The 24,195-nt window shown below is 34.2% G+C and carries 30 protein-coding genes; 8 read left to right on the plus strand and 22 right to left on the minus strand.

Annotated elements, in window-relative coordinates; genetic code table 11:
- Positions 1 to 98: 98 nt before the first annotated feature.
- From G532_RS0102105 to G532_RS0102120, 4 genes are all read right to left on the minus strand, one after another.
- The gene (locus G532_RS0102105; protein WP_027963310.1) at positions 99 to 401 is read right to left on the minus strand and encodes a hypothetical protein; all 303 of its coding nucleotides are present in this window, start codon (positions 399 to 401) and stop codon (positions 99 to 101) included.
- Positions 402 to 590: 189 nt separating this feature from the next.
- Positions 591 to 1,487 (minus strand): manganese catalase family protein, encoded by an 897-nt coding sequence (locus tag G532_RS0102110; RefSeq protein WP_027963311.1) that lies wholly within the window; start codon positions 1,485 to 1,487, stop codon positions 591 to 593.
- 72 nt (positions 1,488 to 1,559) lie between these two features.
- Entirely contained in the window at positions 1,560 to 1,799 is a 240-nt protein-coding gene (locus tag G532_RS14580; RefSeq protein WP_035512360.1) for a DUF2642 domain-containing protein, read from the minus strand.
- A gap of 165 nt (positions 1,800 to 1,964) precedes the next feature.
- Positions 1,965 to 2,480, minus strand: a complete 516-nt coding sequence (locus tag G532_RS0102120; RefSeq protein WP_027963312.1) for a DUF3231 family protein — start codon at positions 2,478 to 2,480, stop codon at positions 1,965 to 1,967.
- Between the two features lie 134 nt (positions 2,481 to 2,614).
- Between G532_RS0102120 and G532_RS0102125 the strand changes: the two genes are divergently transcribed.
- Positions 2,615 to 2,977: a carboxymuconolactone decarboxylase family protein gene (locus tag G532_RS0102125; protein WP_027963313.1), complete on the plus strand. Its 363-nt coding sequence runs from the start codon at positions 2,615 to 2,617 to the stop codon at positions 2,975 to 2,977.
- A 44-nt stretch (positions 2,978 to 3,021) separates the two neighbouring features.
- On the opposite strand, the gene G532_RS0102130 is transcribed toward G532_RS0102125, so the two are convergent.
- Positions 3,022 to 3,234: a CDGSH iron-sulfur domain-containing protein gene (locus G532_RS0102130; protein WP_027963314.1), complete on the minus strand. Its 213-nt coding sequence runs from the start codon at positions 3,232 to 3,234 to the stop codon at positions 3,022 to 3,024.
- A gap of 302 nt (positions 3,235 to 3,536) precedes the next feature.
- Here G532_RS0102130 and G532_RS0102135 point away from each other — a divergent pair, with 302 nt between their 5' ends.
- Positions 3,537 to 4,457, plus strand: coding sequence for a glycerophosphodiester phosphodiesterase family protein (locus tag G532_RS0102135; protein ID WP_027963315.1), 921 nt, complete (start codon positions 3,537 to 3,539; stop codon positions 4,455 to 4,457).
- Between the two features lie 45 nt (positions 4,458 to 4,502).
- Here G532_RS0102135 and G532_RS0102140 read toward each other — a convergent pair whose 3' ends face one another.
- The gene (locus G532_RS0102140) at positions 4,503 to 6,557 is read right to left on the minus strand and encodes a penicillin-binding transpeptidase domain-containing protein (protein WP_027963316.1); all 2,055 of its coding nucleotides are present in this window, start codon (positions 6,555 to 6,557) and stop codon (positions 4,503 to 4,505) included.
- A gap of 27 nt (positions 6,558 to 6,584) precedes the next feature.
- Entirely contained in the window at positions 6,585 to 6,911 is a 327-nt protein-coding gene (locus G532_RS0102145) for an SCP2 sterol-binding domain-containing protein (protein ID WP_027963317.1), read from the minus strand.
- Between the two features lie 123 nt (positions 6,912 to 7,034).
- Between G532_RS0102145 and G532_RS15955 the strand changes: the two genes are divergently transcribed.
- Both G532_RS15955 and msrA (G532_RS0102155) read left to right on the plus strand, forming a co-directional pair.
- Entirely contained in the window at positions 7,035 to 7,181 is a 147-nt protein-coding gene (locus G532_RS15955) for a lmo0937 family membrane protein (RefSeq protein WP_156882510.1), read from the plus strand.
- A 101-nt stretch (positions 7,182 to 7,282) separates the two neighbouring features.
- Positions 7,283 to 7,816, plus strand: a complete 534-nt coding sequence (gene msrA / locus G532_RS0102155) for a peptide-methionine (S)-S-oxide reductase MsrA (RefSeq protein ID WP_027963318.1) — start codon at positions 7,283 to 7,285, stop codon at positions 7,814 to 7,816.
- A gap of 124 nt (positions 7,817 to 7,940) precedes the next feature.
- On the opposite strand, the gene G532_RS0102160 is transcribed toward msrA (G532_RS0102155), so the two are convergent.
- The 8 genes from G532_RS0102160 to G532_RS0102195 form a co-directional block, all read right to left on the minus strand.
- Positions 7,941 to 9,923: a S9 family peptidase gene (locus tag G532_RS0102160; protein WP_027963319.1), complete on the minus strand. Its 1,983-nt coding sequence runs from the start codon at positions 9,921 to 9,923 to the stop codon at positions 7,941 to 7,943.
- Positions 9,924 to 10,011: 88 nt separating this feature from the next.
- Entirely contained in the window at positions 10,012 to 13,575 is a 3,564-nt protein-coding gene (locus G532_RS0102165; protein ID WP_027963320.1) for a dynamin family protein, read from the minus strand.
- A gap of 80 nt (positions 13,576 to 13,655) precedes the next feature.
- Positions 13,656 to 13,892 (minus strand): ferredoxin family protein, encoded by a 237-nt coding sequence (locus G532_RS0102170; protein ID WP_027963321.1) that lies wholly within the window; start codon positions 13,890 to 13,892, stop codon positions 13,656 to 13,658.
- 142 nt (positions 13,893 to 14,034) lie between these two features.
- Complete coding sequence (locus G532_RS0102175) at positions 14,035 to 14,634, minus strand: alpha/beta hydrolase (RefSeq protein ID WP_027963322.1); 600 nt, start codon at positions 14,632 to 14,634, stop codon at positions 14,035 to 14,037.
- Positions 14,635 to 14,790: 156 nt separating this feature from the next.
- Positions 14,791 to 14,994 carry a DUF6501 family protein gene (locus tag G532_RS0102180; protein ID WP_027963323.1) on the minus strand — a complete coding sequence of 68 codons (204 nt, stop codon included), beginning with the start codon at positions 14,992 to 14,994 and terminating at the stop codon, positions 14,791 to 14,793.
- Between the two features lie 20 nt (positions 14,995 to 15,014).
- The gene (msrA, locus tag G532_RS0102185; protein ID WP_027963324.1) at positions 15,015 to 15,968 is read right to left on the minus strand and encodes a peptide-methionine (S)-S-oxide reductase MsrA; all 954 of its coding nucleotides are present in this window, start codon (positions 15,966 to 15,968) and stop codon (positions 15,015 to 15,017) included.
- On the minus strand, positions 15,969 to 16,415 hold the full coding sequence (gene vrrA / locus G532_RS0102190) for a VrrA/YqfQ family protein (protein WP_027963325.1): 447 nt from the start codon (positions 16,413 to 16,415) through the stop codon (positions 15,969 to 15,971).
- An 89-nt stretch (positions 16,416 to 16,504) separates the two neighbouring features.
- A complete protein-coding gene (locus G532_RS0102195; protein ID WP_425402115.1) occupies positions 16,505 to 17,176 on the minus strand; it encodes a uracil-DNA glycosylase in 672 nt (223 codons plus the stop codon).
- Between the two features lie 187 nt (positions 17,177 to 17,363).
- On the opposite strand from G532_RS0102195, the gene G532_RS15555 reads away from it, so the two are divergent.
- Positions 17,364 to 17,450 carry a YjcZ family sporulation protein gene (locus G532_RS15555; RefSeq protein WP_051189014.1) on the plus strand — a complete coding sequence of 29 codons (87 nt, stop codon included), beginning with the start codon at positions 17,364 to 17,366 and terminating at the stop codon, positions 17,448 to 17,450.
- Positions 17,451 to 17,513: 63 nt separating this feature from the next.
- Here the strand turns inward: G532_RS15555 and G532_RS0102205 are convergent, their stop codons facing one another.
- The 5 genes from G532_RS0102205 to G532_RS0102225 all read right to left on the minus strand — a co-directional run bounded on the left by G532_RS0102205 (position 17,514) and on the right by G532_RS0102225 (position 20,328).
- Positions 17,514 to 17,732: a YozE family protein gene (locus G532_RS0102205; RefSeq protein WP_027963327.1), complete on the minus strand. Its 219-nt coding sequence runs from the start codon at positions 17,730 to 17,732 to the stop codon at positions 17,514 to 17,516.
- 4 nt (positions 17,733 to 17,736) lie between these two features.
- Complete coding sequence (gene tatC, locus G532_RS0102210; RefSeq protein ID WP_027963328.1) at positions 17,737 to 18,498, minus strand: twin-arginine translocase subunit TatC; 762 nt, start codon at positions 18,496 to 18,498, stop codon at positions 17,737 to 17,739.
- Positions 18,499 to 18,567: 69 nt separating this feature from the next.
- Positions 18,568 to 18,762 carry a twin-arginine translocase TatA/TatE family subunit gene (gene tatA, locus G532_RS0102215; RefSeq protein WP_027963329.1) on the minus strand — a complete coding sequence of 65 codons (195 nt, stop codon included), beginning with the start codon at positions 18,760 to 18,762 and terminating at the stop codon, positions 18,568 to 18,570.
- 110 nt (positions 18,763 to 18,872) lie between these two features.
- Positions 18,873 to 19,358, minus strand: a complete 486-nt coding sequence (locus tag G532_RS0102220) for a dihydrofolate reductase (protein WP_425402116.1) — start codon at positions 19,356 to 19,358, stop codon at positions 18,873 to 18,875.
- 10 nt (positions 19,359 to 19,368) lie between these two features.
- Positions 19,369 to 20,328 carry a thymidylate synthase gene (locus tag G532_RS0102225; RefSeq protein WP_425402114.1) on the minus strand — a complete coding sequence of 320 codons (960 nt, stop codon included), beginning with the start codon at positions 20,326 to 20,328 and terminating at the stop codon, positions 19,369 to 19,371.
- 104 nt (positions 20,329 to 20,432) lie between these two features.
- On the opposite strand from G532_RS0102225, the gene G532_RS15560 reads away from it, so the two are divergent.
- Positions 20,433 to 21,563 (plus strand): C40 family peptidase, encoded by a 1,131-nt coding sequence (locus G532_RS15560; protein ID WP_051189015.1) that lies wholly within the window; start codon positions 20,433 to 20,435, stop codon positions 21,561 to 21,563.
- A 233-nt stretch (positions 21,564 to 21,796) separates the two neighbouring features.
- Complete coding sequence (locus G532_RS0102235) at positions 21,797 to 21,997, plus strand: cold-shock protein (protein ID WP_027963332.1); 201 nt, start codon at positions 21,797 to 21,799, stop codon at positions 21,995 to 21,997.
- A gap of 60 nt (positions 21,998 to 22,057) precedes the next feature.
- Here G532_RS0102235 and G532_RS0102240 read toward each other — a convergent pair whose 3' ends face one another.
- Positions 22,058 to 22,435: a PH domain-containing protein gene (locus tag G532_RS0102240; RefSeq protein WP_027963333.1), complete on the minus strand. Its 378-nt coding sequence runs from the start codon at positions 22,433 to 22,435 to the stop codon at positions 22,058 to 22,060.
- A gap of 199 nt (positions 22,436 to 22,634) precedes the next feature.
- On the opposite strand from G532_RS0102240, the gene G532_RS0102245 reads away from it, so the two are divergent.
- A complete protein-coding gene (locus G532_RS0102245; protein WP_027963334.1) occupies positions 22,635 to 23,309 on the plus strand; it encodes a queuosine precursor transporter in 675 nt (224 codons plus the stop codon).
- 53 nt (positions 23,310 to 23,362) lie between these two features.
- Here G532_RS0102245 and G532_RS0102250 read toward each other — a convergent pair whose 3' ends face one another.
- Positions 23,363 to 24,190 (minus strand): sulfurtransferase, encoded by an 828-nt coding sequence (locus G532_RS0102250; protein WP_051189016.1) that lies wholly within the window; start codon positions 24,188 to 24,190, stop codon positions 23,363 to 23,365.
- Positions 24,191 to 24,195 lie beyond the last annotated feature (5 nt).

The raw sequence follows: 24,195 nt of genomic DNA on the forward strand, positions 1-24,195 counted from the left end.
GAATTTTAAGATTTTAACTTTCAAATTTTTAAAAAACAAAAAATAAAAACCACTTAGATTGTTACATCTAACTGGATTTTGAAAGTTATCATATAAAATTACTTTTTGTTTGTGCCGATTTTCTTAATGATCATTTGAATTTCATTTTTCATTTTATCGTTAATCCACTCTAATTCATTAATCTCTTGTGATTTTTCTTCGATATCACTTTGATCTTTAATGTAGTCTTCATACTTAAGTTCTTTTCCGCGCTTTATTTTTACAAATCCCAGATTCTCACTATCTTTATTTTCAAAATCTGTTACTTGTACTAAAGCTGTTTGTTTTTCAATATTTTCAGTCATCTGTGTGACTTTGTACTGATGCTCGTTCGTATAATGTTGGACATTTAAATTATTCATATAATTTATTTTAGCCTCCTAAGAGCTGATTGATTTTTTCTCTCTATATATCTATATTATCCTTAATTGAGCTTTATGTATACACTTTAAGCTTTATATTTACTAATTTGATAGTGTTTTTTCCTTAATATAACTGAAATAACACCTTTTCATTCGAAAAAGATATTATTTCAGCCTTTAAAATTAATTTTATAATCCTGCTTTACGTTGCAATCTTTTGGAGATTTCTATAAAGTCTTCTTCAGAAATTCCAGGTGCAAATGTTTCTGGTGCATTCGGATAATCAGGAATTTCTCCCCCAACAGGTGCTCCTTGAATGACTTCAAGTGGCAATCCGTCAATGGGATCCGTTCCTTTCCATATCTGATTAACAGCTTTATAGTCATGATCTGAAAATGTGTATAATTTTCTGCCTTCTCCAGCATCCTCCCATTTTCTTGTAGCATCAAATTTTCTGTTATCTAAATTTGGTACAGGTAGCATCTTAGTCATATCAACACCTGTCAGTATATACAATGCTTTGGCGTAAGCTTTAATGTGTACTCCACCTCTAACGAGTAGATAACCGATCATTTCTCTTGCAATCGGATGTTCGGTCATTTCATAGACTCTCATTTTATGCGTTCTTGCTCCGATTTCTAAAAAGTAATTATGCAATAAGTCCTCTACTAAGTTTCCACTTTTAAATGTATAATCCCCTGTCCAAGGAGCACCCATGGAATCAAATGGTTTAGCCATTTGGTCTGTATCAATAAAATGATAGGAAATTCTTTTGTCTTTTCCATCTCTCATTGGTGTTTGATCTGGATCTTCTTCGTAAGTTGATCCGACCAGCATCGAGTTTATGGTATGTGAAACTAACTCCACGTGTCCGAATTCTTCTCCGGTAATACTACAAATTAAATCGTAAAATGGTTTTAACTTTTTCTGTTGTCTAAACCCAAATGATTGAAACATGTAGTTATTTAAAGTCGACATTTCACCAAAACGACCTCCCAATAGTTCTTGTACAGCTGCAGCTGCGTTAGGATCGGGTTGGTCAGGTTTTGATATTTCAATGGATAAACGATTAAACCGTTTTATTATTCTTTTCCCTCCACTTTTGTAGTATCCTTTTTATTCTTATGCAAGTGGAGGGTTGTTTCATTATATCTATCATCATTTCTTAGAATTTGTGGGCATGATCCAATTGATTTCACTTAAGCGTATAAAATAATAGTTCCCACTTACTAAAAGGGTGATGTAACTATCAGTCACTTCGACGAGGTTGCCCCTTAGTGTACCTGGTACTGTTTGAACAACGACAGACTGATTTTGAAGTTGAGTTACTAAGTGTAAAAAAGATTGGTCTACCTGATTCATGCCCATTACATTTGGTGTTTCATAATTATTATACATTTAGTTATTCGCCCCTTTTTAATCACTCTCTCATAGTTTATGAGAAGTTTATTTTAATGGTGCATGTGTTAAAAATTAGAACAAATAACACAAGCGTATACTTATATAATCTTTAAATTAAAAAACTCTGACCTATTTTTCAGGTCAGAGCCAAGTCGTTCTATATTATGATTCATTATTAGGGATTTGCGTGTGTAAAGGTGGTGCGATTAACCAACCTTTTTCTTTATTTAGTTTTAAAGCTTTTGCACCAAGTTGAGCTTTATTCATATGATATGTTCCGAAAAGCATACCAATATCTTCCCTAATTGACTGACCAATCACTGTACTACAAGCGATTAACCCTTCCGAAAGCATTGCAGATGCAGCACCGCTGATTTCACGGTCGTCAAATCGCGCTCCAACTGGAATTTCTTCGAGATTTGCTTTTGGTTTTTCTGCTGGAGCTGGTGGTAAGCCTATACCATTTGCTTTTAAAATCTCTTCCACTGCTTCTTTTTCTTTATGTGCATCATCTAAACAATCCGAAATTAGTTTTATTAATTCTGTATCTCCAGTATGGTTTTTTAAAGTCTGCAATTGTGATATTGCTGCATTTGTAATAAATGAAAAGGACCAAAGACTATATACTTCTCCATAATGTAAAGCTTGTTTCGTTGGATTTCCTGTTAAGATTCCCATTTTTTCATCTCCTTAAATTTTAGTACATAGTTATTCTTTCAATTAGAAAAATAATTATACACCCTAATTAAGGGCATAAATTCTACTATAGATGGAAAGCGTATATGTAGAACAATTAGAAGGAGTGTGTTTACATGACTGACGAAACTTCACACTATTATGATGAAGTAATTTTGGATTATAAAGAAGGGCTGCATGACTTTAAAGAAGCATTACCAAAGGTAGTTGATTCCTATTTTTCATTTACAGAATCGTGTTTTGAAGATGGCTCCCTTTCTTCAAAACATAAGCAATTAATGGCTTTAACTACAAGTATATATGCACAAGATGAATATTGTATTATTTATCATGCAAAAGGTGCAGCTGAAAATGGAGCTTCTGTAGATGAAGTGTCAGAATCTATTGCTGTTAGTGCTGCACTAGGTGGTGGAGCAGCATTAGCTCAGGGCGCTACATTAGCAGCAGATGCATTTACGTATTTTTTAGAACGTCAGTAACAAATAAATCCCGTCCTCTTGGATTCAAAGGACGGGATTTATTCTTATGAATTAGTTACGCGAGATTGATCTTCGAATGGTAACGATTTATGAGCGCCATCACAAAATGGCTTGTTTTTAGAAGCGCCACATCTACATAAGGAAAAAGCAGGTTTGGTCTCGTATTCATTTCCCTCTGCATCTAATAGTTTAACATCACCTTTAACTAAAATTGATCCATTATCTCGAACTTGAACAATTGGTCGTTCCTCACTCATTATAAATTCCCCTCTTCCCTTTTTTGCTTATTTTATCATTATATATTAAAAATGAAAAACCCTTTAGTTTACATAATATAATTATAGTCTACTATATATTATATAATAGATTCGACGATAAATCGTTGTTTAAATAATTGCCTTATAGTAAATTAGTTAGTGGGACGCGCTAGTTATTTTAAATTCAAAAGCAACGTGTGCATGTTCGTTATTTCATATGAATAATATGTAACAAGCTTATTATAATTATAGCTCTACCCTACTGCATTTACATCCTCAATTAAAATTAAGGAGTTGAACGTATGAGTAATACAAAGAAGCCAAGGCTGAAAAAATCATTTTCTATTGGCTTAACTGTTTTAGGATTCATATACATATTTCTGTATTTAATACCCTTTCATTCTATAGAAGATAAGGCTTTTTTTGAAGATGATGACCAACCACTTGTTATTGCGCACCAGGGCGGAGAACATTTAGCACCATCAAGTACGATGACAGCTTTTGAAAATGCAGTTGAATTAGGTGTTGATGTCTTAGAGTCAGACTTACATATGAGTAAAGACGGTTATCTTATTAACATTCATGATGCTACAGTCGATCGTACTACCGATTCAACAGGTAGAGTATCAGAGATGAATTTAGATGAATTAAAGCAACTTGATGCAGGTTATTATTTCCAAGATGAAGATGGAAACCACCCATATCGTGGACAAGGACTAGAATTGTTAACGGTGGAAGAGTTATTTCAAGCTTTCCCTGAAGAGAGATTTATATTCGAAATTAAAGATACGAATCCAGATAACCGCATAAATGATATTATTCAGCGATTATCGAGTCTCATAAACGATTACAATATGGAAGATCAAGTATTAGTAGCATCTTTTGATCATGAGATTGTGGAAGCATTTCGTGAAAATGGAAATGAAAATGTTGCTATTTCAGGTGGAAGGCAAGAAGTTAGAAACTTTGTGATTTTTCATAAAACCTTTTTAAGGAACTTATATTTTCCTAAAGTAGAAGCTATTCAGATTCCAACAGCAGATAGTGGTTTTGATTTAACTACTAACCAGCTTATTTCAGGAGCAGACCGAATTGGGCTTGATGTTCATTATTGGACGATTAATGAAAAAGAGGAAATGCGTGAATTAATTGAGCTTGGTGCAGATGGAATTGTAACAGATCGACCAGATTTGATGATCGAGTTGTTGAATGAAATGAGATAATATAAAAAAGTACGAAGCCTCCGTAAATCGGAGACTTCGTACTTTTTATTCATCTAGAACTTCATAAATTTCTTTAGATAAATCAACCGTATAACCACTGCCACCGATATCTTCCACGTTTTCTATTAATAATCCAAGCACCATATCTGGATTGCTTTGATCATAGGATACGAAAACACCGTTTTGAGCATTATTTTCGTCTTCATGACTCGATTTCAATTCTGCGGTTCCTGTTTTACCTGCAATCTCTCGATTATCTAAATCAATCGATTGGGAACTTCCTTCACTGACAACTTTTCTTAAATCATTTTGCAATCGACTTATACCTTCCTCATCCAAATAATCCTCAATCCACACAGCTTGCTCTTCATCGCTTCTAAGTAATGGTTGCATAAAGGTTCCATCATTTGCTATTCCACCATAAAGGCTAGTTAAATGAAGCATGTTTATCAATAGTTGACCTTGCCCATATGCACTGTCTGCCAATTGGACTTCGGAATCGAACTCACCTGAATTTGATATTTGTGAGATCGTTAATGGGTAAGTAAAAGGTAGTCTTTCTTGAAAACCTAAATCTTCTAATGATTGTTGAAATGCGTCTGCGCCAATATCCATACCGCGCATCGCAAAATAAATATTATCGGAGTATTTCATCGCTGTTTCCAAATCAACTTCTGTATGTTGTTCGTAAACGCGTGTGACTTGGTAATCTCCCCAGGAAGATTCATCTGGTGACCACCTTTTTCCTTCTATTTCTACTATTTCATCAGGGTCAAATGCATCATGATGTAAACCAATTAATGATGTGATTAATTTCATAGTAGACCCAGGTGAGTACGTCGCACTAAAGCGATTTACCATTGGTTGATCTTCGTCTTCAGCTAATTCTTGATATTGAGAATTGGTCATCCCTAGAACAAACTGGTTTGGGTCAAATGTTGGAAAGCTTAACAGACTTGTAACCTCTCCTGACTGTGGGTCAAGAGTTACTGCAGTACCTTTTTCGTCTTGTACAATCTCGTAAATTGATTCTTGTACAGACATATCAATGGTAAGCTCCACATTGTCTCCATCTTCACGATCTTGTTTTACTACAGTTTCTTGCGAGCCATCTTCTTTCTCAATTGCGATCTCTATGCCGTTTTGACCTTTAAGATCTTCTTCAAAAAGTTGTTCTAGACCTCTTTTTCCAACCAAATCAGTTGAAGTATAACTTCCTTCAAACTCTTCTAGTTCTTCTTCATTAATCGGACCAATATACCCTGTCAGATGAGCAGCTACTTCTGCATAAGGGTAAACACGATCCACTATTACATTTGAAGAGACTCCACTGATCGAAGTTGCTTCTTCCATCATTTCTTCATCTTGTAATAAAACGTTTCTAATTGGAACAAAGTGAGATTCTTCTACCCAACTTTGATTATATTTATTCTCGATATATTGCTCACTCAAATTCAATATAGAAGCAAGTTCACCTAAGCTGCCTTCATCAAATGACTGTAATGTAACTCCGATTTCATAAACTTCGCCATTTGTAGCTAGCATGTTTTGATTACGATCGAGTATATCGCCACGGGTTGCTTCTAAGTTATTAATTCGTATGGCGTCTCCTTCTTCAAGACCCGGTAACATAAATCGTGGTTCCCATTCCATTAACCAATATTCTTCTTCTACCATTTCATCTTCTTGTTCAACTTCTTCTGTATGCCATTCCATCATGACATCTTCCTGAAAAGAAACATTACCAGCACTTGTGTTAAAGCTTATTTCAACAGGTATGGAATACGATGCGCTTTCTTCGATCTCTTCTAGCTCTTCATCAGTTATTTCTTCTTCTTGATAACTAACCTCAACATCAGAAACATTTAAGTCATTATAGACATTTTCATATCTCTCACCAAAGTCTTCGTATGTAAATGAATCCTTCGTTGATGGTGTTAAGTATTCATCGTACATTGTTCTATATTCTTCATTTTCCCAGTGTGAAACGTATTCTTCCATGTAATCATAAGGTGTAAGGGATTCCTCCTCCTCTTCGCCATTACAAGCTATTAAAAATAAACATCCAGTTAAAAAGGTTACTACTATTGTTTTTTTCATAGGCTCCTCCAATCTTGTTGCTATAAATTACCGATAGTTTCCTAATACATTTTGGAGTTTAAGGGCGTAGGTTAAGTCTCCTTTTGCTTTTATTTTACCCATCATAAAAGCGGAAGTAGCATTCAAGTTACCATCAATTAATTTATCAAAATTATTCTCATTCATTTTTAATAAACAATCTTGTTCTTCAAGTGGTTCACTATGATAAGTAACTTCTTCATTTTGAAAAACTATGCTAAAAATTTCTTCTTTGTCGGTTAATTCGAAAGTATAAGTTGCTTCTAATCCATTTAGATCAGTTGGATTCTCATTCATTTTACGAATCAAATGTTCTAATTTTTCTTGAATTGTCATTTTATCTCTCCCTCTCTTCTACTATATTTTATCAAAAAAATGTCTATATATGTTGCTTGTATGATTAATTTTTCTGAAAAAGGGTAATGTAATTATAAAGAAATTGAAAGGATGTGCTTAAAAATGCTTTGGACTATTATAGGTATAATTTTAGTAATTTGGTTAGCAGGCTTTTTACTAGATTTTGCTGGTGGACTTATTCATTTATTATTAATTGTTGCAGGTATTGTGTTTATTTTTCAACTTATTACAGGAAGACGAAAATTATAGCTATTCTTAATTTCACGAAACACACTAGTATTAACTAGTGTGTTTTTATATGTCAAAATGATATAATCAAAATTAACTTTGAACAGTAAGGAAGTGAGTATATGACGAATGATCACATAGAGACGGCAACTTTTGCTGGTGGGTGTTTTTGGTGTATGGTGAAGCCTTTTGATCAATGGGATGGTGTTTACTCTGTTGTATCAGGTTACACAGGCGGCCACATTTATAGCCCATCATATGAGCAAGTGAAATCAGGAGAAAGTGGTCATTATGAAGCTGTACAAGTTACTTATGATACGACTTTAATTGATTACATGACGATTTTAGATTTATATTGGAAACAAATTGATCCTACTGATCCAGATGGGCAATTCCATGATCGCGGATCACAATACCGAACTGCAATCTTTTATCATACGGAAGAACAAAAGCAGCAGAGTGAATATTCCAAGCAACAAATAGAAGAAAGCGGAATTTTTAAAGATCCAATCGTGACAAAGATCTTGCCTGCATCTACTTTTTATCCTGCAGAAACTGATCACCAACAATATTATGAAAAAAATCCTGAGGCTTACAAGGAAGAGCGTGAAAAGTCGGGACGAGACGACTTTATAGAAAGTCACTGGAATAAGTAACTACAAGGAAAATAACTTGTATGAATTATAAAATTTCCTTAAAAATAAATATCTCCGGGCTTATCCATCGTAAAATTGGATAGGCCCGGAGATATTTTAATTATTTTTTAAGACCGGATTATATCTATAGATACTTCTCAAACCAATCAACAATATGGTTTAATCTTTCAATTCTTAAATTTGGTTTACCAGTTCTTGAAAGGTTGTGATCTGAGTCTGGGAATCTTACAAATGATGTTTCTTTTCCTTGATACTTTAATGCAATAAATAATTGTTCAGCCTGTTCCATTGGACATCGAAAGTCTTTCTCATTATGTGTAATTAATAATGGTGTTTCTACTTGATCTACATATTTTATAGGTGAAAAATCCCAAAGTTTCTGTACATCATTAAATGGAACCTGGATTTGCCAATCAGTAAAGTAATAACCGATATCACTTACACCTCTAAAGCTGATCCAATTTGATATACTCCGTTGTGTCACAGCTGCTTTGAAACGATTCGTATGACCAACTATCCAATTTGTCATGAATCCACCATAACTTCCACCAGTAACCCCTAAGCGAGATTCATCGACCCAATTATATTGATTTAATACGTAGTCTACTCCATTCATGATATCTTCATAGTCACCTTGCCCATAATTTCCTCTGACTGCATCTACGAATGATTGCCCGTAGCTATGACTACCTCGTGGGTTTGTGTATAATACAGCATATCCTTTTGAAGCTATATACTGCATCTCATGAAAGAAACTATTACCGTAAAACGCATGTGGTCCACCATGAATATTAACCACTAATGGATATGTTTCTTGCTCTTTAAAACTAGCTGGTTTCATGAGCCAACCATGCACTACTAGCTGATCACTACTTTCATATTGAATGGGTTCTGGTTGAACAATTTCAACTTCTTCAACGAATTGATCATGAAACGAAGTAATTTGCTTCGTTATTCCTTTTCTAACATCTAAAGTGAAAATCTCACCTGGATTAGTAGGTGTGCTAAGCATTAGCAAGGCTGTTTGTTGCTCTGGAATGATGTCAAATCCATATACATGGCCAACATCTTGCCAAGCAGGGTATATTTCCCCACCGATATTTCCATAGTACAAATGAACATTTCCATAATTAGATATAGCGAAATAGTAATCAAAATTACTACTCCAAATAACCGGCTGTAGCACCGCTTGCTGCTGTATATCCGCTACAAGAAAATCCCCCACAGGAGAATCAATCTCCTCCGTTAAGCAGCTACTAACGCCTGTTGCAAAATCATACAACATTAATTCTGCATGTGTTGCATTTTCAAATTCTCTTCCCATGTGAACAAACAATACTTTACTCTGATCGGGTGATACAGCAAAGCCACCTACTGCCCCTTCAGGTGTTGGTATCTCTTTTGTTTCGTTTGTTGATACATTTAGCACATAAACATTTAAATTAAACTCGAAATCTTGATCTTCCACTTCATCAGTGGAATAAATAAGAGTTTGTTCATCCGTCCAAGTATGAAAATGGAAATTTTGGTTCCCTTTTAAAAGAAGTTCTGGCTTTTCAGATTTAAGGTCATACAGGTATATTTGTTGAAACTTTTGGTCAATAACACCTGCACCATCAGCTTTATATTTCATTCTGTTTATAACAACAGAAGTAGGAAGATCATTATCGTTCTTTTCTTCCTCCTCCTCCTCTTTTTCTAAATGTTCTTTATTTACACTAGTTTGGATAGCTAATTGTTGATCATCAGGAGAAAAAGCTGCTTTTACAACACCATTATCAAAATCGGTTACTTTTTTAGCTTCTCCACCTCGAGTAGACATTATATAGACTTGATTTTTTTCATTTTCTCTATTAGACAGAAAAAGTATTGACCTACCATCATTAGACCACCTAGGTTGCGAAACCTTTTCTTTTCCGTGCGTCCACGATGTGACATTATTTGTTTCTAGATCAAGGTGGTTCAAGCACGAATAGTATTTATTATCACTTTCATTAATCGTTGTTTCGATAAATACAGCTTCTTTTCCGTTAGGTGCTATTCTCGGGTCAGTAATCGATGAAATGCGATACAGATCTTCTGCTTCCAATTTTCTAGTTTTAGTCATGAAATCCTCCTATTGTTTCTATTGCAAATTTTGTTCCACAATAATCTTAGTATAAATTTTCAGAAAAGTCGACAATTTAGCTGATTATTTATAGCTCTATTAATTTTCGATACGTATCTTCTAATTGAAGATGCAGTTTTTCATTTTCATAAAAAGAGAGTTTTGAGGAAATGATATCTTCTAATTCGTTAGATAATTCTTCAAGAAACTCATTTTGTATTTCGTTGAATTTTTCTTTGTAATGGTTGTCGTAAACAGAATTAAAATCTTGGAAAACCTTTTGAATACTTGGTTTTAAATCACTATCTATTTGATTAAACAATTCCTTAACCTTACGATCCTGGAAAAAATCTTTTTTGTTTTTAAACATTTTAGCATACATCGATATTTGTTCCTGATTCATTACAGTAATTGAATTGGAATACGATGCTTGTTGAATTTCTCCGATTGGAAAGGAAAAGTTAGTGAAATTTGTGTTGTCTCTTATAAAATCATTTATGAACTTTTCCATATTAGATATGCTTTTTTCTAAATGATAATCAAGTAAGATGTTGATCTCTTGAAATTCCTTGTTTAGTCGTTCATGTAAAGTAGCTAGCAGCTCTTTAATTGCCATTCTTAATTCTTCTTGTCCTTTTTTCCCGTTTGATTGGATGGTGGCAGGATTTATGGATTCTTTCATCAGATCTCTTAATTGGATTTGGACACGCTGATTACCGTAATAGGTAAGCTGATCTGCTTCATTCGAAATTTGTGTTGTATACGTTTTCTGATCTACATTCTTAGCGTGTTGAATAATTTGTTGCGCTTCATTTTTATATTGCTCTATTATTTTCTTTTGTTCTGACTCACCTTGTTTTATTTCTTCTAAGGATTGTTTTATATATTGTTTTAATTGCTTTAAACTTTGCTCTAATTCTTGAACGATAATTTGTTTTAACTCATTTTTTATAAATGATTCAAATTCAATATGGAAAGTTTTAAATTCTTCTGGAGTTGGATTACCTTCCATCAAATCTTTACTTGAATACGGATAAACTTTCGGTTGTGTTACTCCATAAGCCTTTAACTGTTTGCTTAGATAACTTTCAACCATTTGTAATTCATCGTAAGAAGATGCAAGGTCTGCTGCATTTAAAATAAAGAACATTTTATTCATTGGAAATGTATCTTTTAAACGACCTAATTGCAATAAAAATTCTCTGTCTGCTCGTGCAAAAGCATGATTGAAATAATTCAGGTAAACAATTGCATCAGAATTTTTCACATAATGCATCGCTACATTTGTGTGTCTCGCATGAATAGAATCTGCCCCCGGAGTATCAACAAGTGTAATTCCCTGTCTTGTTAATTCACAATCATAATAAACCGTTATTTCCTCCACGAAGCAAGAACGATTCTCCTGGGTAACATATTTCTGGAATTCACTTACATTAACTGTAATGTTTTTTTCAAGTAGTGATTGCATATCTTCATATCCACTAACAAAGGCAGATATAAAGGAACTATTCGTTCTCGATAAATTCGCTTCCCATTTCTTTTTGTTTTTCTTAGCAAACTGAAAAATTTCCTCAAGAGTCGTAAACTCCTCCTCAATCAGTTTAGAAAACAATTGGTTCAATTGGTATTTCAAATCTTCGGAATGTTTAAGTCTTACTAAAACCTCACCATGTGCATGCTTTTCATCAGGTGGAGCAATTTTATTAATCGCTGCAGTTGTCGGGTTTGGTGAAACAGGTAAAATTTCTTCCCCAATCCAAGCGTTTGCGAATGAAGATTTACCAGCACTAAATGCGCCGAACAAGGCGACGGTATAAGTCATATTGGAAACTTTATTAACTTGTTGTTCGATTCTCTTTTTAAATTTGTCTAAAAATGAATAAGGTTTAATTTCTGTTAGCGTAGTATTTGCTGAAGATACAATTTTTTCGATGGATAAACTTTGTATCTCTCCAATATTCTGGTTTTGTTCTGTTGTTGCCTCTTCTTCTCGTTCATCAAAATCTTTTATGTGCTCCTCAAGATTTAATTGTTCACGCTTATTTTGCTTATCCTTAAGCTGAGAGTAAACCTCGCTCACATTTATATTAGAATTATCAAAAATTTCGGAAGTTAGTTGCCTTTTTTTCTGTTCTACCTTTTTTTTATGAGCTTGCGATGATTCTATTCTCTTTATTTCCTCTGTCAGATGTTGTTGATTACTTTCTAAGTCATTGATTTCATTTTCATGTAGCGAATGGATCTCCCTTGTAATCTCTGAAATGAGCGGATAAAGGATATTTTTAGTAATCTTTTCGATTTCATTATGAAGCTGATCCGCATACAACAATACATATTCTCCATTAACTTCGGCTGATGTATTTATTACACGTTTTATATCTTCGCTAGAAAGTTTTATTTCTAGATTTTGTATTTTATTTTGAATTTCATTATTTCTTACATCATGTTGACCGACTTCGCTAGCTAACCAGTCTCTGAATTGCCAGGTTAGTTGAACTTGTATTTGTTTATTCAACGCTTCTAAAAAAGCTGATTCACGTTCCATTTTTTCTTCTTCTGTTTTCTTTTTAGTGAACAAGGTTCCTACTTTAAAGCTTTGCTTCGTTGATTCTAAGAATGAACGCGCTAACTCTCTCATTTCATGAGTCATCAGATATGCGCTCTTAACATCTTTGGTAATTTTAGTTTTCCAATTTTTAATTAGCTGTTCTTCAAATCCATTCCATTCGACTAATCGATTAGAGACCAACGATAATTCATCTTTTAATTTTTGTAACTTTTCTTCATCTAATAGATCCTTTTCAGAAGTATATAACTTTTCTACACTAGATGAGATCAAGTAATTTATCTCATTTTTAATATTTTGTTGAACGATTGAAGAACTATCAGAAATATGTTTATTAATGAACTCGGTTAGAACATCAAATTCATTTAATTTATTATTCGACTCCTTTAAAGATGTATAAAAAATTCTCTCCGGTTCGATTTGCCATTCTTCACAGCTTTGCAGCAAAGATTGATGATAAACATCAAAAGGGATTTCTGTTTCCTTGTGTTTATCGATTTGATTGACAACAATTACAAAAGGTAGCTTCCTTTCTTGCAGTTGTTTCAAAAACTTAAAGTTCACTTCGGACTGGACGTGATTATAGTCCATCACATATATAAAGTAATCAATAATATGGACTCTAGATAAAGTACGATTCATCTCTTCATCATCCGCGGAATCAATTCCCGGAGTATCCATGTATGTTGTATTTAAAAGTTCAGGGAAGTGCTTTTTAATTTTTAATGAGTCAACTTCTGTACCATTTTTAGAAAGCTTTTTAACAAGTTCAAGGTCAATGTCAGTCGATGTTGCAAATAAATCATTTGAAAAATTATATTCTACTTCCTGTTGACCATTAGTAATTTCAACGATATTAGCACTAGTTGGAATTGGGCTGCTAGGTAAAATATCTTGTCCAATCAGGTGGTTAATAAGAGTTGATTTTCCTGCAGAAAAATGTCCAGTAAAACCAATAACAAAGGAATTATTTTTTTCTTTTTCAAACAAATCAATTAAAATAGACGTCTCTTGAAATAATTCTTTTTTATTTAACCAATTTAATAAATAGTCATAATTAATGTTTGTGTTTATTGTATCCTGCATAAATTTAGCTCCTATGTAGTAGTTCTTTTAATATAAAAAAGGGCTGAATTTAATCTTGCATCCAGCCCTTTTGGTTCCTTCTATTCTTGGAAGTACTTGCGATTTATTTCAATGTACTCTTTTTCTTCTTCAGGTAGTTCATCTTCATGATATATTGCTTCTACTGGGCAGACTGCTTCACATGCTCCACAATCAATACAAATATCTGGATCTATATAGAACATGTCTTTTCCTTCTTCAATGCAGTCAACCGGACAAACTTCAACACATTCTCCTGCTTTTTCTTCTTTACAAGGTGATGAAATAATGAATGCCAAGTTAACCCCTCCTTTATTTATGTGTATAAATTTATCATATCATTATTTTTGGAGATTAACCATGTATATCAACAAATTCAATACACATTTCCTTAGATTTTCTGATAAAAAGAATGCTCATAAGTTACAAAAGTAAGATGTTTTAAAGTTTATCATACCATTCTTTTGCTTGGTCAACTTCTCTTCTAGTTAATTGATGCCCTTGATTTTCCCAAAAAATCTCAACAGATGCACCATTAGATTCAAGTAGTTCTTTTAAATCTTCTGATTCCTGTTTAGGGCAAATCGGATCATTTTCACCTGCACCTATAAACACAGGTAGTTGATCTAAGTTAGGTAATTCAATCCCACGTCTTGGAACCATTGGGTGGAATAGCATAGCACCTTTTAACGTATTTTCATAGTGAAATAATAAACTTCCCGCAATATTAGCACCGTTTGAATAGCCAATTGCATATACTTGTTTTCTGTCAAATTGGTATTCATTACTTTTAGCTTCTATGAAGTTATTCAGCTCTTCTGTGCGCTCAATTAAATCTTCTTCATCAAACACACCTTCTGCTAATCGCTTAAAAAAACGGTTCATGCCATTTTCATCAACGGAACCTCTAACACTAAGAACATTTGCTTCAGGATCAATCATTTCAGCCAATGGTAACAAATCTTCCTCTGTTCCACCTGTTCCATGAAGTAATAAAAATGTCGGCTTATTTGTTTTTCCTTGTTTAAATATATATTCCATAATATGAATCCTCCTAAATATTTATCTTGAATTCAAACTAATTATAAGATATATGCAGAATAGTTTCAATGAAATGAATTATTAACATATAGAATTACCTCAAGCCTGTCTAGTTAAAACAGCTTCTGAACCTTTAAGATCAGAAGCTGAATCTACTTATAACTCTTTAAAATAATCTTTTAAAAATCCACCCATTTTACCTAAGTCATCGATTACAAAGTAAAACTCTTCTGTTTCATTTTTTACATCATAAACCTTGCCAGGTGTTAGAGTGTTTTCTACAGTGAATTTTTTCGCATTAACATTTGTACATTCAATCTGTTTTAGTGCGTTGTTGTTTTCCCATGTTAAGTGAATCATAGTTATATCTCCTTCAATAATTACTCAAATAGTAATTTGTATTTTCCGTACCCATTTTCATCTAAACGATCTTTAGGAATGAATTTTAATGCTGCAGAATTAATGCAATAACGAGCTCCGCCAGTTTCTTGTGGACCATCATCAAAAACATGACCTAAATGTGAGTCAGCATGTCCACTTCTTACTTCTAATCTTCTCATACCATGAGATGTATCCAGTATTTCCTCTAGAGGGGCAATAGGTTTCGTGAAGCTTGGCCAACCACAACCCGCATCATATTTATCTGTTGAAGAGAATAGCGGTTCACCACTAACAATATCGACATAGATTCCATCTTCTTCATGGTCCCAATATTCATTTCTAAAAGCAGGCTCTGTAGCGTCTTCTTGGGTAACCTTATATTGCATGTCATTAAGATTCTCTTGCAAGTTCTTTTTATGATGGTCATTACCCCAATATTGTTCGATAAATGCTTTGCGGCCTGATCCCTTTTTATACATCTTGTAGTGAAGAGCATTTTTTTTATAATAATCTTGATGTGATTCTTCCGCTGGCCAAAAAGTAGCTGCCTCTCTTATATCGACCACAATCGGTTTTTGAAATAAATTTTGTTCTTCCACTACCTTCTTAGATTGAGTAGCCAACTCCTGTTGATGTTGATCGTGATAAAAGATAGCTGGCTTATACGATTCTCCGCGATCATTAAATTGACCGCCATCATCAGTAGGATCAATTTGTTGCCAAAAAACTTCTAGTAATTGAGAGTAAGGGAAAATTTCCGGATCATACGTGATTTGAACAGCTTCCAAATGTCCGGTTTCATTACTGCAAACTTCTTCGTAAGTGGGATTGGTAGTATGGCCACCTGTATATCCAGACACAATCGACTCGATTCCAGGACGTCGATCGAAAGGTTCTACCATACACCAAAAACATCCTCCAGCAAACGTTGCTTTCTTTAAAGAATTACTCATTTAATCACTCCGTTCATAAGGGTCTTTTATGAATAGTTTAGGACTTGGCAAAGTATTGCCATGCCGGTCTACTTGTTTTACGTTTGTTTCTTTTTTAGTAGTAGCATGCTTAGAAAGTATTTGTTCGTTACCTACTTTTTCCTTAATTGAATCACTTACTTCATCATCATCTTTTTCTGCCATCAATTTTACCATATCTATAATTAACGGTGCATGTTTCACGATTGGCGCATATTGCTTCCATATAGGTAACAGTTGTTGAACCATGTATAACGTTTTTTGGATATGGTCTAATGTACTATCAATATTCGCTCCTCCATATGGTCCTACAGGATATGGATTAGGGTTAAATATTTTTTTCACATGATCAATAATTGGTATGCCTTTTTTTCCTCCACCTTTAAACGGATGGGAAAATTGTTGTTGGTTTGGTTGAACAGGGAACATAAATTACACCTCTTTTTTTCGGGCTTATATACCATACGTTAGATCGAGTAGTTTGGTATAGGCCCCTTCCCTATACAATGAAAAGTTGGTTAGAGATTACACCATTCGATTGTTTGTTGATAATGCAGTTGTAGATACTTATTTGTTTGGCTAAAAGGATTACTCTCAAAAAAACCTCTATGAGCCGCTAACGGACTAGGGTGTGGAGCATGGACAATTCGATGCCTATTCGTATTAATTAGATTCTGCCTACTTAATGCATTCTTCCCCCATAAAATAAAGACAACGCTTTCCTTCCGCTCACTAATTTGTTCAATCACTGTATTAGTGAACTCTTGCCAACCAATGTGTTGGTGTGAATTAGGCTTACCTTCTTCAACTGTTAAGGAAGTGTTTAACAACAATACTCCCTGCTTCGCCCAATTAGATAAATCGCCATGGTCTGGTATTTGGCAGCCTACATCTTGCTGAAGTTCTTTATATATATTTCTGAGAGAAGGAGGAATCTTCATTCCACGATTTACGCTGAAACTTAAACCATTTGCTTGACCAATTCCGTGATAAGGATCTTGTCCGAGTATAACTACTTTTACTTGTTCGAAAGGTGTTAATTGAAATGCGCGAAAAATATTATGCTTTTCGGGAAGTATAGTTGAGGTGGTGTACTGTTTCTCTAAATTTGCGATCAATTCTTTAAAATGTGTTTGTTCCGTTTGTACTTTAAGGACATTATACCAATCAGCCGGTAAAAGAATAATTATTTCCCCTTTCTGAAAGAATTATTTCCCGGGAAAGCGCAGGATATGATGATATTCTCTAGAATTCGCCTTTGTGTCATAAACTATTTTATAACATTTAATTGAATTTCGTCGAATAGTGTAAAAGCCTATACGCATATTGTGTTATTGGCATACATTAAACTGAACCACAACTTAGGAGGAATGAAAAATGAGTAAAGGATATTATGGAGGCTTCACTTTAATTGTAGTACTATTCATTTTACTAATTATTGTCGGTAGTGCTTACGTTTGCTAATTGCCGTACTATAGGAATGAAAAAGCCAGGTGAACCCACCTGGCTTTTTTGTGTTATATATTATTACCAATCAGACTGATAAGCTTCCCATATTTCATCAAACGTATTTAGAGCATTTGCAAAAGGGCTATGCATCTCTAAATAAGATGAAATGGTTTGGTAATCTTTAGCTTGCTTTGGAAAGCTATGGTCTTGAAAAATCCATTCAGCCAGAATTTTACGGTCATCATTTTTAGATTCTACACCTCGATAACGCATGGCATAATGATAAAAGGAACGCATATTATCACTCACGATCTATATCAGCATTAAGTTCTTTTAATTTTTTCATACGTCGTTTGTGCACCAGACTAGATACAACAATAGCGATTTCATATAGTAATATTAATGGAGCTGCAACAAGGATTTGTAAAATAAAATCCGGTGGAGAAAGCATAGTTCCAATAATCACTAAGATCAGATACGCCCACTTACGCATTTTTTTCATAAACATTGGAGTAATGATGCCTAGACTTGTTAAAAACATAGCTATTAAAGGTACTTCAAAAAATACAGCGAATGGAATGGTGATTTGAAAGATAAACTTAAAATAATTATTTGCCGTAAACATCTCATTAACCATACCATCACTTAAGTTTAGTAAGAAACTAAGTACTAAATCTTTAATGACAAAGAACCCAAACGCTAAACCTGCTACGAATAAAATAAACAACGCAGGTATATACATGAGGCTAATCTTCTTTTCCCTACTCGTCAAACCCGGCTTTATAAATAACCATAGCTGGAAAGCAAGAAAAGGAATCATCACGATAAGTCCACTCATAAAACCGATCATTACATAGATCCAAATGATATCAAAGGGACTCAAAACAGATAATTCAAAAGGCACATCGCGCTCTATGTAACGGTATATTTCTTCTACAAAGTAAAAACCAACACCGAAGGAGATTACAAACACGATAAAACTATATAAGAATCGCTTTCTCAACTCCCCAAGGTGTTCGGTCCAATCCATTTCATTTTCTTGAGGTATTTGTTCATCACTCATCATTATTCACCCATTTCGTCATAAAAGAAGATGTAAGGGAATTCCCTTACATCTCAGGTCTTACACCTTTTATTTCTTAGTGTCATTATTATTCTTTGAGTTGGATGAATCATCCGAAATTAAATCGTTCGTTGCTTTTTTGAATTCTTTCAATGAAGATCCAAAAGCTTTACCAATCTCTGGCAACTTTGAAGGTCCAAATACTAATAGCAACACGAGCACAATCAAAATAAGTCCTGGAATTCCAATTCCACCTAAGCCCATGAAGAACACCTACCAATCTCTAAAGTAACTATCATTACTCTTATTGTCGCTTATTTGTACGAAATTTGCAAACGTAAAACCAAATCGTGACAAAATGTTCATGAATTAATCTATTCGACTCGTTCATATATTAAAAATGTATGGTCATATATATTCTTATCGTCCGTTTCACCGTCAATTTCCTCGACTAATTTCCACTCGTTTTCATCAAAATCAGGAAAATAGGTGTCACCATCAAAAGTGTTGTGAATGATAGTGATGTACATGCGATCAACGATATCAATGGCATGCTTAAATAGTTCTGCACCGCCAATGATGAAAGATTCTTCTTCATTCCTTAAATGATCGATATCTTCCCATTTATGAATAACTTTACATCCATTTTGCTCATAGTTTTTATTTCTAGTCATGATTACGTTTTGTCGATTCGGTAAAGGTTTACCGATCGATTCAAACGTTTTCCGGCCCATAATGACAGTTGAGCCTTCCGTTTGACGTTTGAAATATTTGAGGTCATTAGGTAAATGCCATGGCATTTTATTTTCGAAACCAATTACGCGTTTTTCATCCATAGCTACGATTAAAGATAGCATTATACTCCTCCTTTTATACAGCTACTGGCGCTTTGATAGCGGGATGTGGCTCATACCCAATAAGTTTGATGTCTTCTAATTCGAAGTCAAATAAGCTGTCCACATTTTTGTTTAACTCAAGTTGAGGTAAAGTTTTTACATTTCTAGATAACTGTTCTTCTACTTGATGGAAATGATTGTGATATATGTGTGCATCGCCTAATGTATGAATGAATTCGCCTACTTCTAAATCGCATTCATGTGCAATTAAATGTGTTAATAGCGCGTAACTAGCAATGTTAAATGGAATACCTAGAAAAAGGTCGCCACTACGTTGATATAATTGACAAGAAAGCTTTCCATCTTGAACATAGAATTGGAATAAAGTATGGCATGGTGGTAGCGCCATCGACGGTATATCTTCTGGGTTCCAGGCGGTAACAATTAACCTTCTAGAATCTGGATTATTCTTAATGTCATATATTACTTGATTAATTTGATCAATCGTATCTCCTTGTTGTGTCTGCCAATGTCGCCACTGCTTTCCATATACATCACCAAGGTGTCCAAAATCTTCTGAGAATTGATCATCACTCAAAATCTTTTCCTTAAATATTTTCATTTGCTCTTGATACAGTTTATTAAACGCCTCGTCCGATTGCGAGCGTCTTCCAAAATCCTTCATGTCAGGCCCATCATAAGACTCACTTTCGGTCCAATTTTTAAAAGCCCACTCATTCCAAATATTATTATTATGTTGAAGTAAATACCTAATATTCGTATCACCTTTTAAAAACCACAGCAATTCACTTACGATTAACTTAAATGGAACTTTTTTTGTTGTTAGGAGTGGGAATCCTTCTGTTAAATCAAAACGCATTTGGTGTCCGAATAACGAACGAGTCCCTACTCCAGTTCGGTCAGAACGGTCCTTCCCTTCCTTCATCACATGCTGACATAGCTGTAAATATGTATTTTCACTTGTTTGGATCATATGAGCACCTCCAAAAAATTTACGCATAATATTTACTTCAGTTTAATACACTTCTTTATAGATTAAAAGATTATTATCTTTCTATTTTATCGGAGGGATTCCATATGAATACTTACAAACGAGCAAAACCTATACTCCTTACAGCCATGGCAGGAAGCTTAGCACTTAGTTCTCCTTTTGTTTTCCATTTACCTGTTGATGCTTATGCAAAAGAACAGTTAAAGGAAGCTTCGAAGCTAAAGTATGGAGACATGGGAGAGGCTGTTGTCACATTACACCGCAAACTTAAAATTGCTAAATACTATCCAGGAAATCAATCTGATAAATATAATGTCCTTACAGAATATGCGATTAAGCAATTTCAAATAGCCCATCAAGATCATGTTACCGGGGAAATTGATGAGGATCTGTTACTGTTACTTGATCGTGTTGTAGAAAAGGAACTTACCAGGGTTGTTGATGAAAATATAGAAAATATTTATTACGATGATCACAGTTTAGCCGTAAAAAAAGTACAACAAGCATTAAAGGACTTAGGGATTTATAGTGGAAAAATAGATGGGTATGTTAGGGACGATTTGAAATACACTCTTATGTATTATAATAATATTCAAAATAAGGATTTTGATTTGCACAGACTGCAATTAAACCGTCCCGTGCAGATTACCACTGTAGAACCACAAGAGGAAGAAGTGGAAACTCATTCAAGTTCCACGGAAGAAGACATAGTTCAAGCTTCCAGTACTAGTGAACAAGATATTGTTCATACTACTGTCTCCTCCTCCCAAGATGAAGATGAGGATACTTCTATTGAAGAAAATAATTCTCAACAATCTACTGAAATCACAGAGCCATCTGAGGAAGAAAAATCGGTAACTAGTCATTCAACTATTACACACACTGCACGAAGTTACATTGGTTCTCCATATCAATGGGGTGGGACTTCCCCATCTGGATTTGATTGTAGTGGATTTTTACAATATGTGTACGCAAGCCACGGAAAATCAATGCCCCGAACAGTTAGCGATATGTGGAATGCGACTTCTCCAATGGCACAGCCATCTATTGGACATTTAGTATTCTTTGAAACGTATAAACCAGGCCCGTCCCACGCCGGGATTTATATAGGAGACGGAAACTTTATTCATGCAGGTTCCAGTAATGGAGTTGTTATTAGTAATTTAAGTGAATCATACTGGCAATCAAAGTTTATTGGAGCTAGGTTAGTTCATTAATGTTTAATTTGTTATAAGTTATCAGATTAATCATATAACTTGACGATAATTTTGGCAGTTAGTATACTTAAAGTGCAATAAGATGTGAAGAATCATAAGCTTTCAGGTAACTTCTATCGAAGTGAAGATGCACTTGTGATCTTTCATTTTAGTAGAAGTTACCTGTTTTTATGTCTTAACATTTTATTTGTGAAATACCACCTGTAAGGTGAAAGTTTTTAGGAGGATTTATCATGCAAAATGGTGTAGTAAAATGGTTTAATGCAGAAAAAGGGTATGGCTTCATTCAGGTAGAAGGTGGAGACGATGTATTCGTACACTACTCTGCTCTAAATCAAGACGGCTTCAAAACTTTAGACGAAGGTCAAGAAGTGGAATTTGAAGTAGTTGAAGGCGATCGTGGACCGCAAGCTTCAAACGTTAATAAAAAATAATAGAAAAAACCATATGAATGGGCAGCCAGAATAAATGGCTGCCTTTTTTTGTACAGATATTTACTGACAGACATACTCTGCTAGTACTGATTGTACTTTGTAAATATTGAGTTGCTTGTTGAAAGTTTTTTCAATCGGTGCTGAATTTCCTGAAATCCAAATTTTCATTTCAGCATCTAAATCAAACGTACCCGCTGTTTCAATTAAGAAGTGAGATATATTTTTGTAAGGGACGGAATGATATTCGGATTTCTTCCCAGTTACTCCTTGCTTATCTATTAGAATCAAACGCTTGTTTGTAAAAACAAATAAATCTCTTACAAGTTTATATGCGTGTTCAACTTGTTCAGAACTTGTTAATAGCTCCCCTATCTCCTGTTCAACTTTTAGAGCATCTACTTCTGATGCGTTATTCATCATACCGTCAAAAATCCCCATTTTCAGTCCCCCTAATATTAACTTTAAATTATATTATAATACACTATTAGTAAAGATTAAAAAGTTCAAACATAATAGATTACATTTCACTTATCATAAAAATTCCTTGTTGCTATTTGTCTTTAATAGTAATAAGATATACGTTGTGTGAAACGCAGTTCGCAAAATCCTGCGCTATCAAAACTAAGGAGATGATGATATGCCAAATGAATTTTTATGGTTAATTTTTGCATTGGTGAATTTTGCTTTGATTTTATTAATTTACCGTCTGTTCGGTAAAAGTGGTTTGTTAGTTTGGATTGGAATGTCGACCGTAGTTGCAAATATTCAAGTTCTTAAAATGGTTGAACTCTTTGGAGTCACAGCGACTTTAGGAAATATTATATACGGGTCGATCTTTCTAGCAACCGATATTATTAATGAGAAATATGGGAAAAAAGAAGCTAGAAAAGCTGTATGGTTAGGTTTTTTCACCTTAATAACTATGACGGTGCTCATGCAGTTTGCTATTCGATTTCAACCTGCAGAGAGTGATTTAGTAAATGAGTCACTCCAAACTATATTTGACCTTGTTCCACAAGTAGCCGCTGGTAGTTTGTTAGCCTACATTGTTAGCCAAAATTTAGATGTATGGATATTCGCTAAATTAAAACAGAAATATGCCTCAGATAAATTTTTATGGTTACGAAACAATGTCAGTTCTATGATCAGTCAATTGGTTGATACTGCAATCTTTTGTACGATTGCGTTTTGGCATTTATTGACTTCTGATTTTACCATTTGGTTGCAAATATTTATTTCAACGTACTTAATCAAGTTCATTGTCTCAGCACTTGATACACCGTTTATGTATTTAGCAAAACGATTTAAATAAAAGGAAGGTCCGCGCTTTATCATAAGTGCAGGCCTTCCTTTTATATTTAGAGATTAAAATGTTTCCACTTTATTTTTGTCATTTGTAATCCAATCACTAAAGCTACCTACGTATAGCTTCACACTTTTGAAGCCTACACTCCACAAGCCAATCACATTAGGTACAGCAGTGACTCCTGAGCCACAATAGACAATCACTTCTTTATTCTTATCTAAATTAGAGAAGCGGCTTTCTAGTTCTGATACTTCCTTAAACATTCCTTTTCTATCCATTAATTCCTGCCAATCATAATTAATTGCGTTCGGAATATGTCCTGCTTTTTGATCGATTGGTTCATATTCGCCCCGGTATCTTTCTGGGCTACGTGAATCAAGAAGATAACAAGTAGAAGTTTGAGTAGCAAACTGTACCTCTTCTTGTGTGGCTAACATGTTTTTGTTTACTTGATAGTCTCCATACTCACTTTTAGGAGAATGAGCTACATTTCCTTTTTCCATAGGGTATCCAAGTTTTACCCATTCTTGCCATCCACCATTTAATAAATAGGCATTTTCGTGATCAGTATATTGAAGCATCCAATAAAACCTAGATGCAAAAGCAAGGTTTTCATCATAAACGATTACCTTGGTATCTTTGTCAATCCCATTGTTTTTTAAAAACTCAATAAATGAATTTAATTCAGGTAACGGATGTCTCCCCCCTGTTTCCTTTACTTCTCCACTTAGGTCTTTTTCTAAATCAGCATAAATAGCTTGAGGTAAATGTCCATGTAAATAACTATGTTTTCCTTGTTCTGGTTCACCTAATTGAAATCGACAGTCTACACAAATTATTTTTTCATGTTTTATCATTTCAAATGCTTCCATTGCTGATATTAACATCATTC

The organism is Halalkalibacillus halophilus DSM 18494 (genome assembly GCF_000423105.1).
GTDB lineage: Bacteria > Bacillota > Bacilli > Bacillales > Alkalibacillaceae > Halalkalibacillus > Halalkalibacillus halophilus.

Excerpts from the sequence above, each read along its gene's own strand:
- tatA (WP_027963329.1), bottom strand. The coding sequence starts at position 18,762 with ATGGGCTTAGGTGGAATTGGAATTCCAGGACTTATTTTGATTGTGCTC.
- msrA (WP_027963318.1), top strand. The coding sequence starts at position 7,283 with ATGACGAATGATCACATAGAGACGGCAACTTTTGCTGGTGGGTGTTTT.
- G532_RS0102160 (WP_027963319.1), bottom strand. The coding sequence starts at position 9,923 with ATGACTAAAACTAGAAAATTGGAAGCAGAAGATCTGTATCGCATTTCA.
- G532_RS0102140 (WP_027963316.1), bottom strand. The coding sequence starts at position 6,557 with ATGAAAAAAACAATAGTAGTAACCTTTTTAACTGGATGTTTATTTTTA.
- G532_RS15955 (WP_156882510.1), top strand. The coding sequence starts at position 7,035 with ATGCTTTGGACTATTATAGGTATAATTTTAGTAATTTGGTTAGCAGGC.
- G532_RS0102125 (WP_027963313.1), top strand. The coding sequence starts at position 2,615 with ATGACTGACGAAACTTCACACTATTATGATGAAGTAATTTTGGATTAT.
- G532_RS0102145 (WP_027963317.1), bottom strand. The coding sequence starts at position 6,911 with ATGACAATTCAAGAAAAATTAGAACATTTGATTCGTAAAATGAATGAG.
- G532_RS0102105 (WP_027963310.1), bottom strand. The coding sequence starts at position 401 with ATGAATAATTTAAATGTCCAACATTATACGAACGAGCATCAGTACAAA.
- G532_RS0102120 (WP_027963312.1), bottom strand. The coding sequence starts at position 2,480 with ATGGGAATCTTAACAGGAAATCCAACGAAACAAGCTTTACATTATGGA.
- G532_RS15560 (WP_051189015.1), top strand. The coding sequence starts at position 20,433 with ATGAATACTTACAAACGAGCAAAACCTATACTCCTTACAGCCATGGCA.
- tatC (WP_027963328.1), bottom strand. The coding sequence starts at position 18,498 with ATGAGTGATGAACAAATACCTCAAGAAAATGAAATGGATTGGACCGAA.
- G532_RS0102165 (WP_027963320.1), bottom strand. The coding sequence starts at position 13,575 with ATGCAGGATACAATAAACACAAACATTAATTATGACTATTTATTAAAT.
- G532_RS0102225 (WP_425402114.1), bottom strand. The coding sequence starts at position 20,328 with ATGATCCAAACAAGTGAAAATACATATTTACAGCTATGTCAGCATGTG.
- msrA (WP_027963324.1), bottom strand. The coding sequence starts at position 15,968 with ATGAGTAATTCTTTAAAGAAAGCAACGTTTGCTGGAGGATGTTTTTGG.
- G532_RS0102135 (WP_027963315.1), top strand. The coding sequence starts at position 3,537 with ATGAGTAATACAAAGAAGCCAAGGCTGAAAAAATCATTTTCTATTGGC.
- G532_RS0102175 (WP_027963322.1), bottom strand. The coding sequence starts at position 14,634 with ATGGAATATATATTTAAACAAGGAAAAACAAATAAGCCGACATTTTTA.
- vrrA (WP_027963325.1), bottom strand. The coding sequence starts at position 16,415 with ATGTTCCCTGTTCAACCAAACCAACAACAATTTTCCCATCCGTTTAAA.
- G532_RS14580 (WP_035512360.1), bottom strand. The coding sequence starts at position 1,799 with ATGTATAATAATTATGAAACACCAAATGTAATGGGCATGAATCAGGTA.
- G532_RS15555 (WP_051189014.1), top strand. The coding sequence starts at position 17,364 with ATGAGTAAAGGATATTATGGAGGCTTCACTTTAATTGTAGTACTATTC.
- G532_RS0102250 (WP_051189016.1), bottom strand. The coding sequence starts at position 24,190 with ATGTTAATATCAGCAATGGAAGCATTTGAAATGATAAAACATGAAAAA.
- G532_RS0102240 (WP_027963333.1), bottom strand. The coding sequence starts at position 22,435 with ATGGGGATTTTTGACGGTATGATGAATAACGCATCAGAAGTAGATGCT.
- G532_RS0102130 (WP_027963314.1), bottom strand. The coding sequence starts at position 3,234 with ATGAGTGAGGAACGACCAATTGTTCAAGTTCGAGATAATGGATCAATT.
- G532_RS0102180 (WP_027963323.1), bottom strand. The coding sequence starts at position 14,994 with ATGATTCACTTAACATGGGAAAACAACAACGCACTAAAACAGATTGAA.
- G532_RS0102245 (WP_027963334.1), top strand. The coding sequence starts at position 22,635 with ATGCCAAATGAATTTTTATGGTTAATTTTTGCATTGGTGAATTTTGCT.
- G532_RS0102235 (WP_027963332.1), top strand. The coding sequence starts at position 21,797 with ATGCAAAATGGTGTAGTAAAATGGTTTAATGCAGAAAAAGGGTATGGC.
- G532_RS0102205 (WP_027963327.1), bottom strand. The coding sequence starts at position 17,732 with ATGCGTTCCTTTTATCATTATGCCATGCGTTATCGAGGTGTAGAATCT.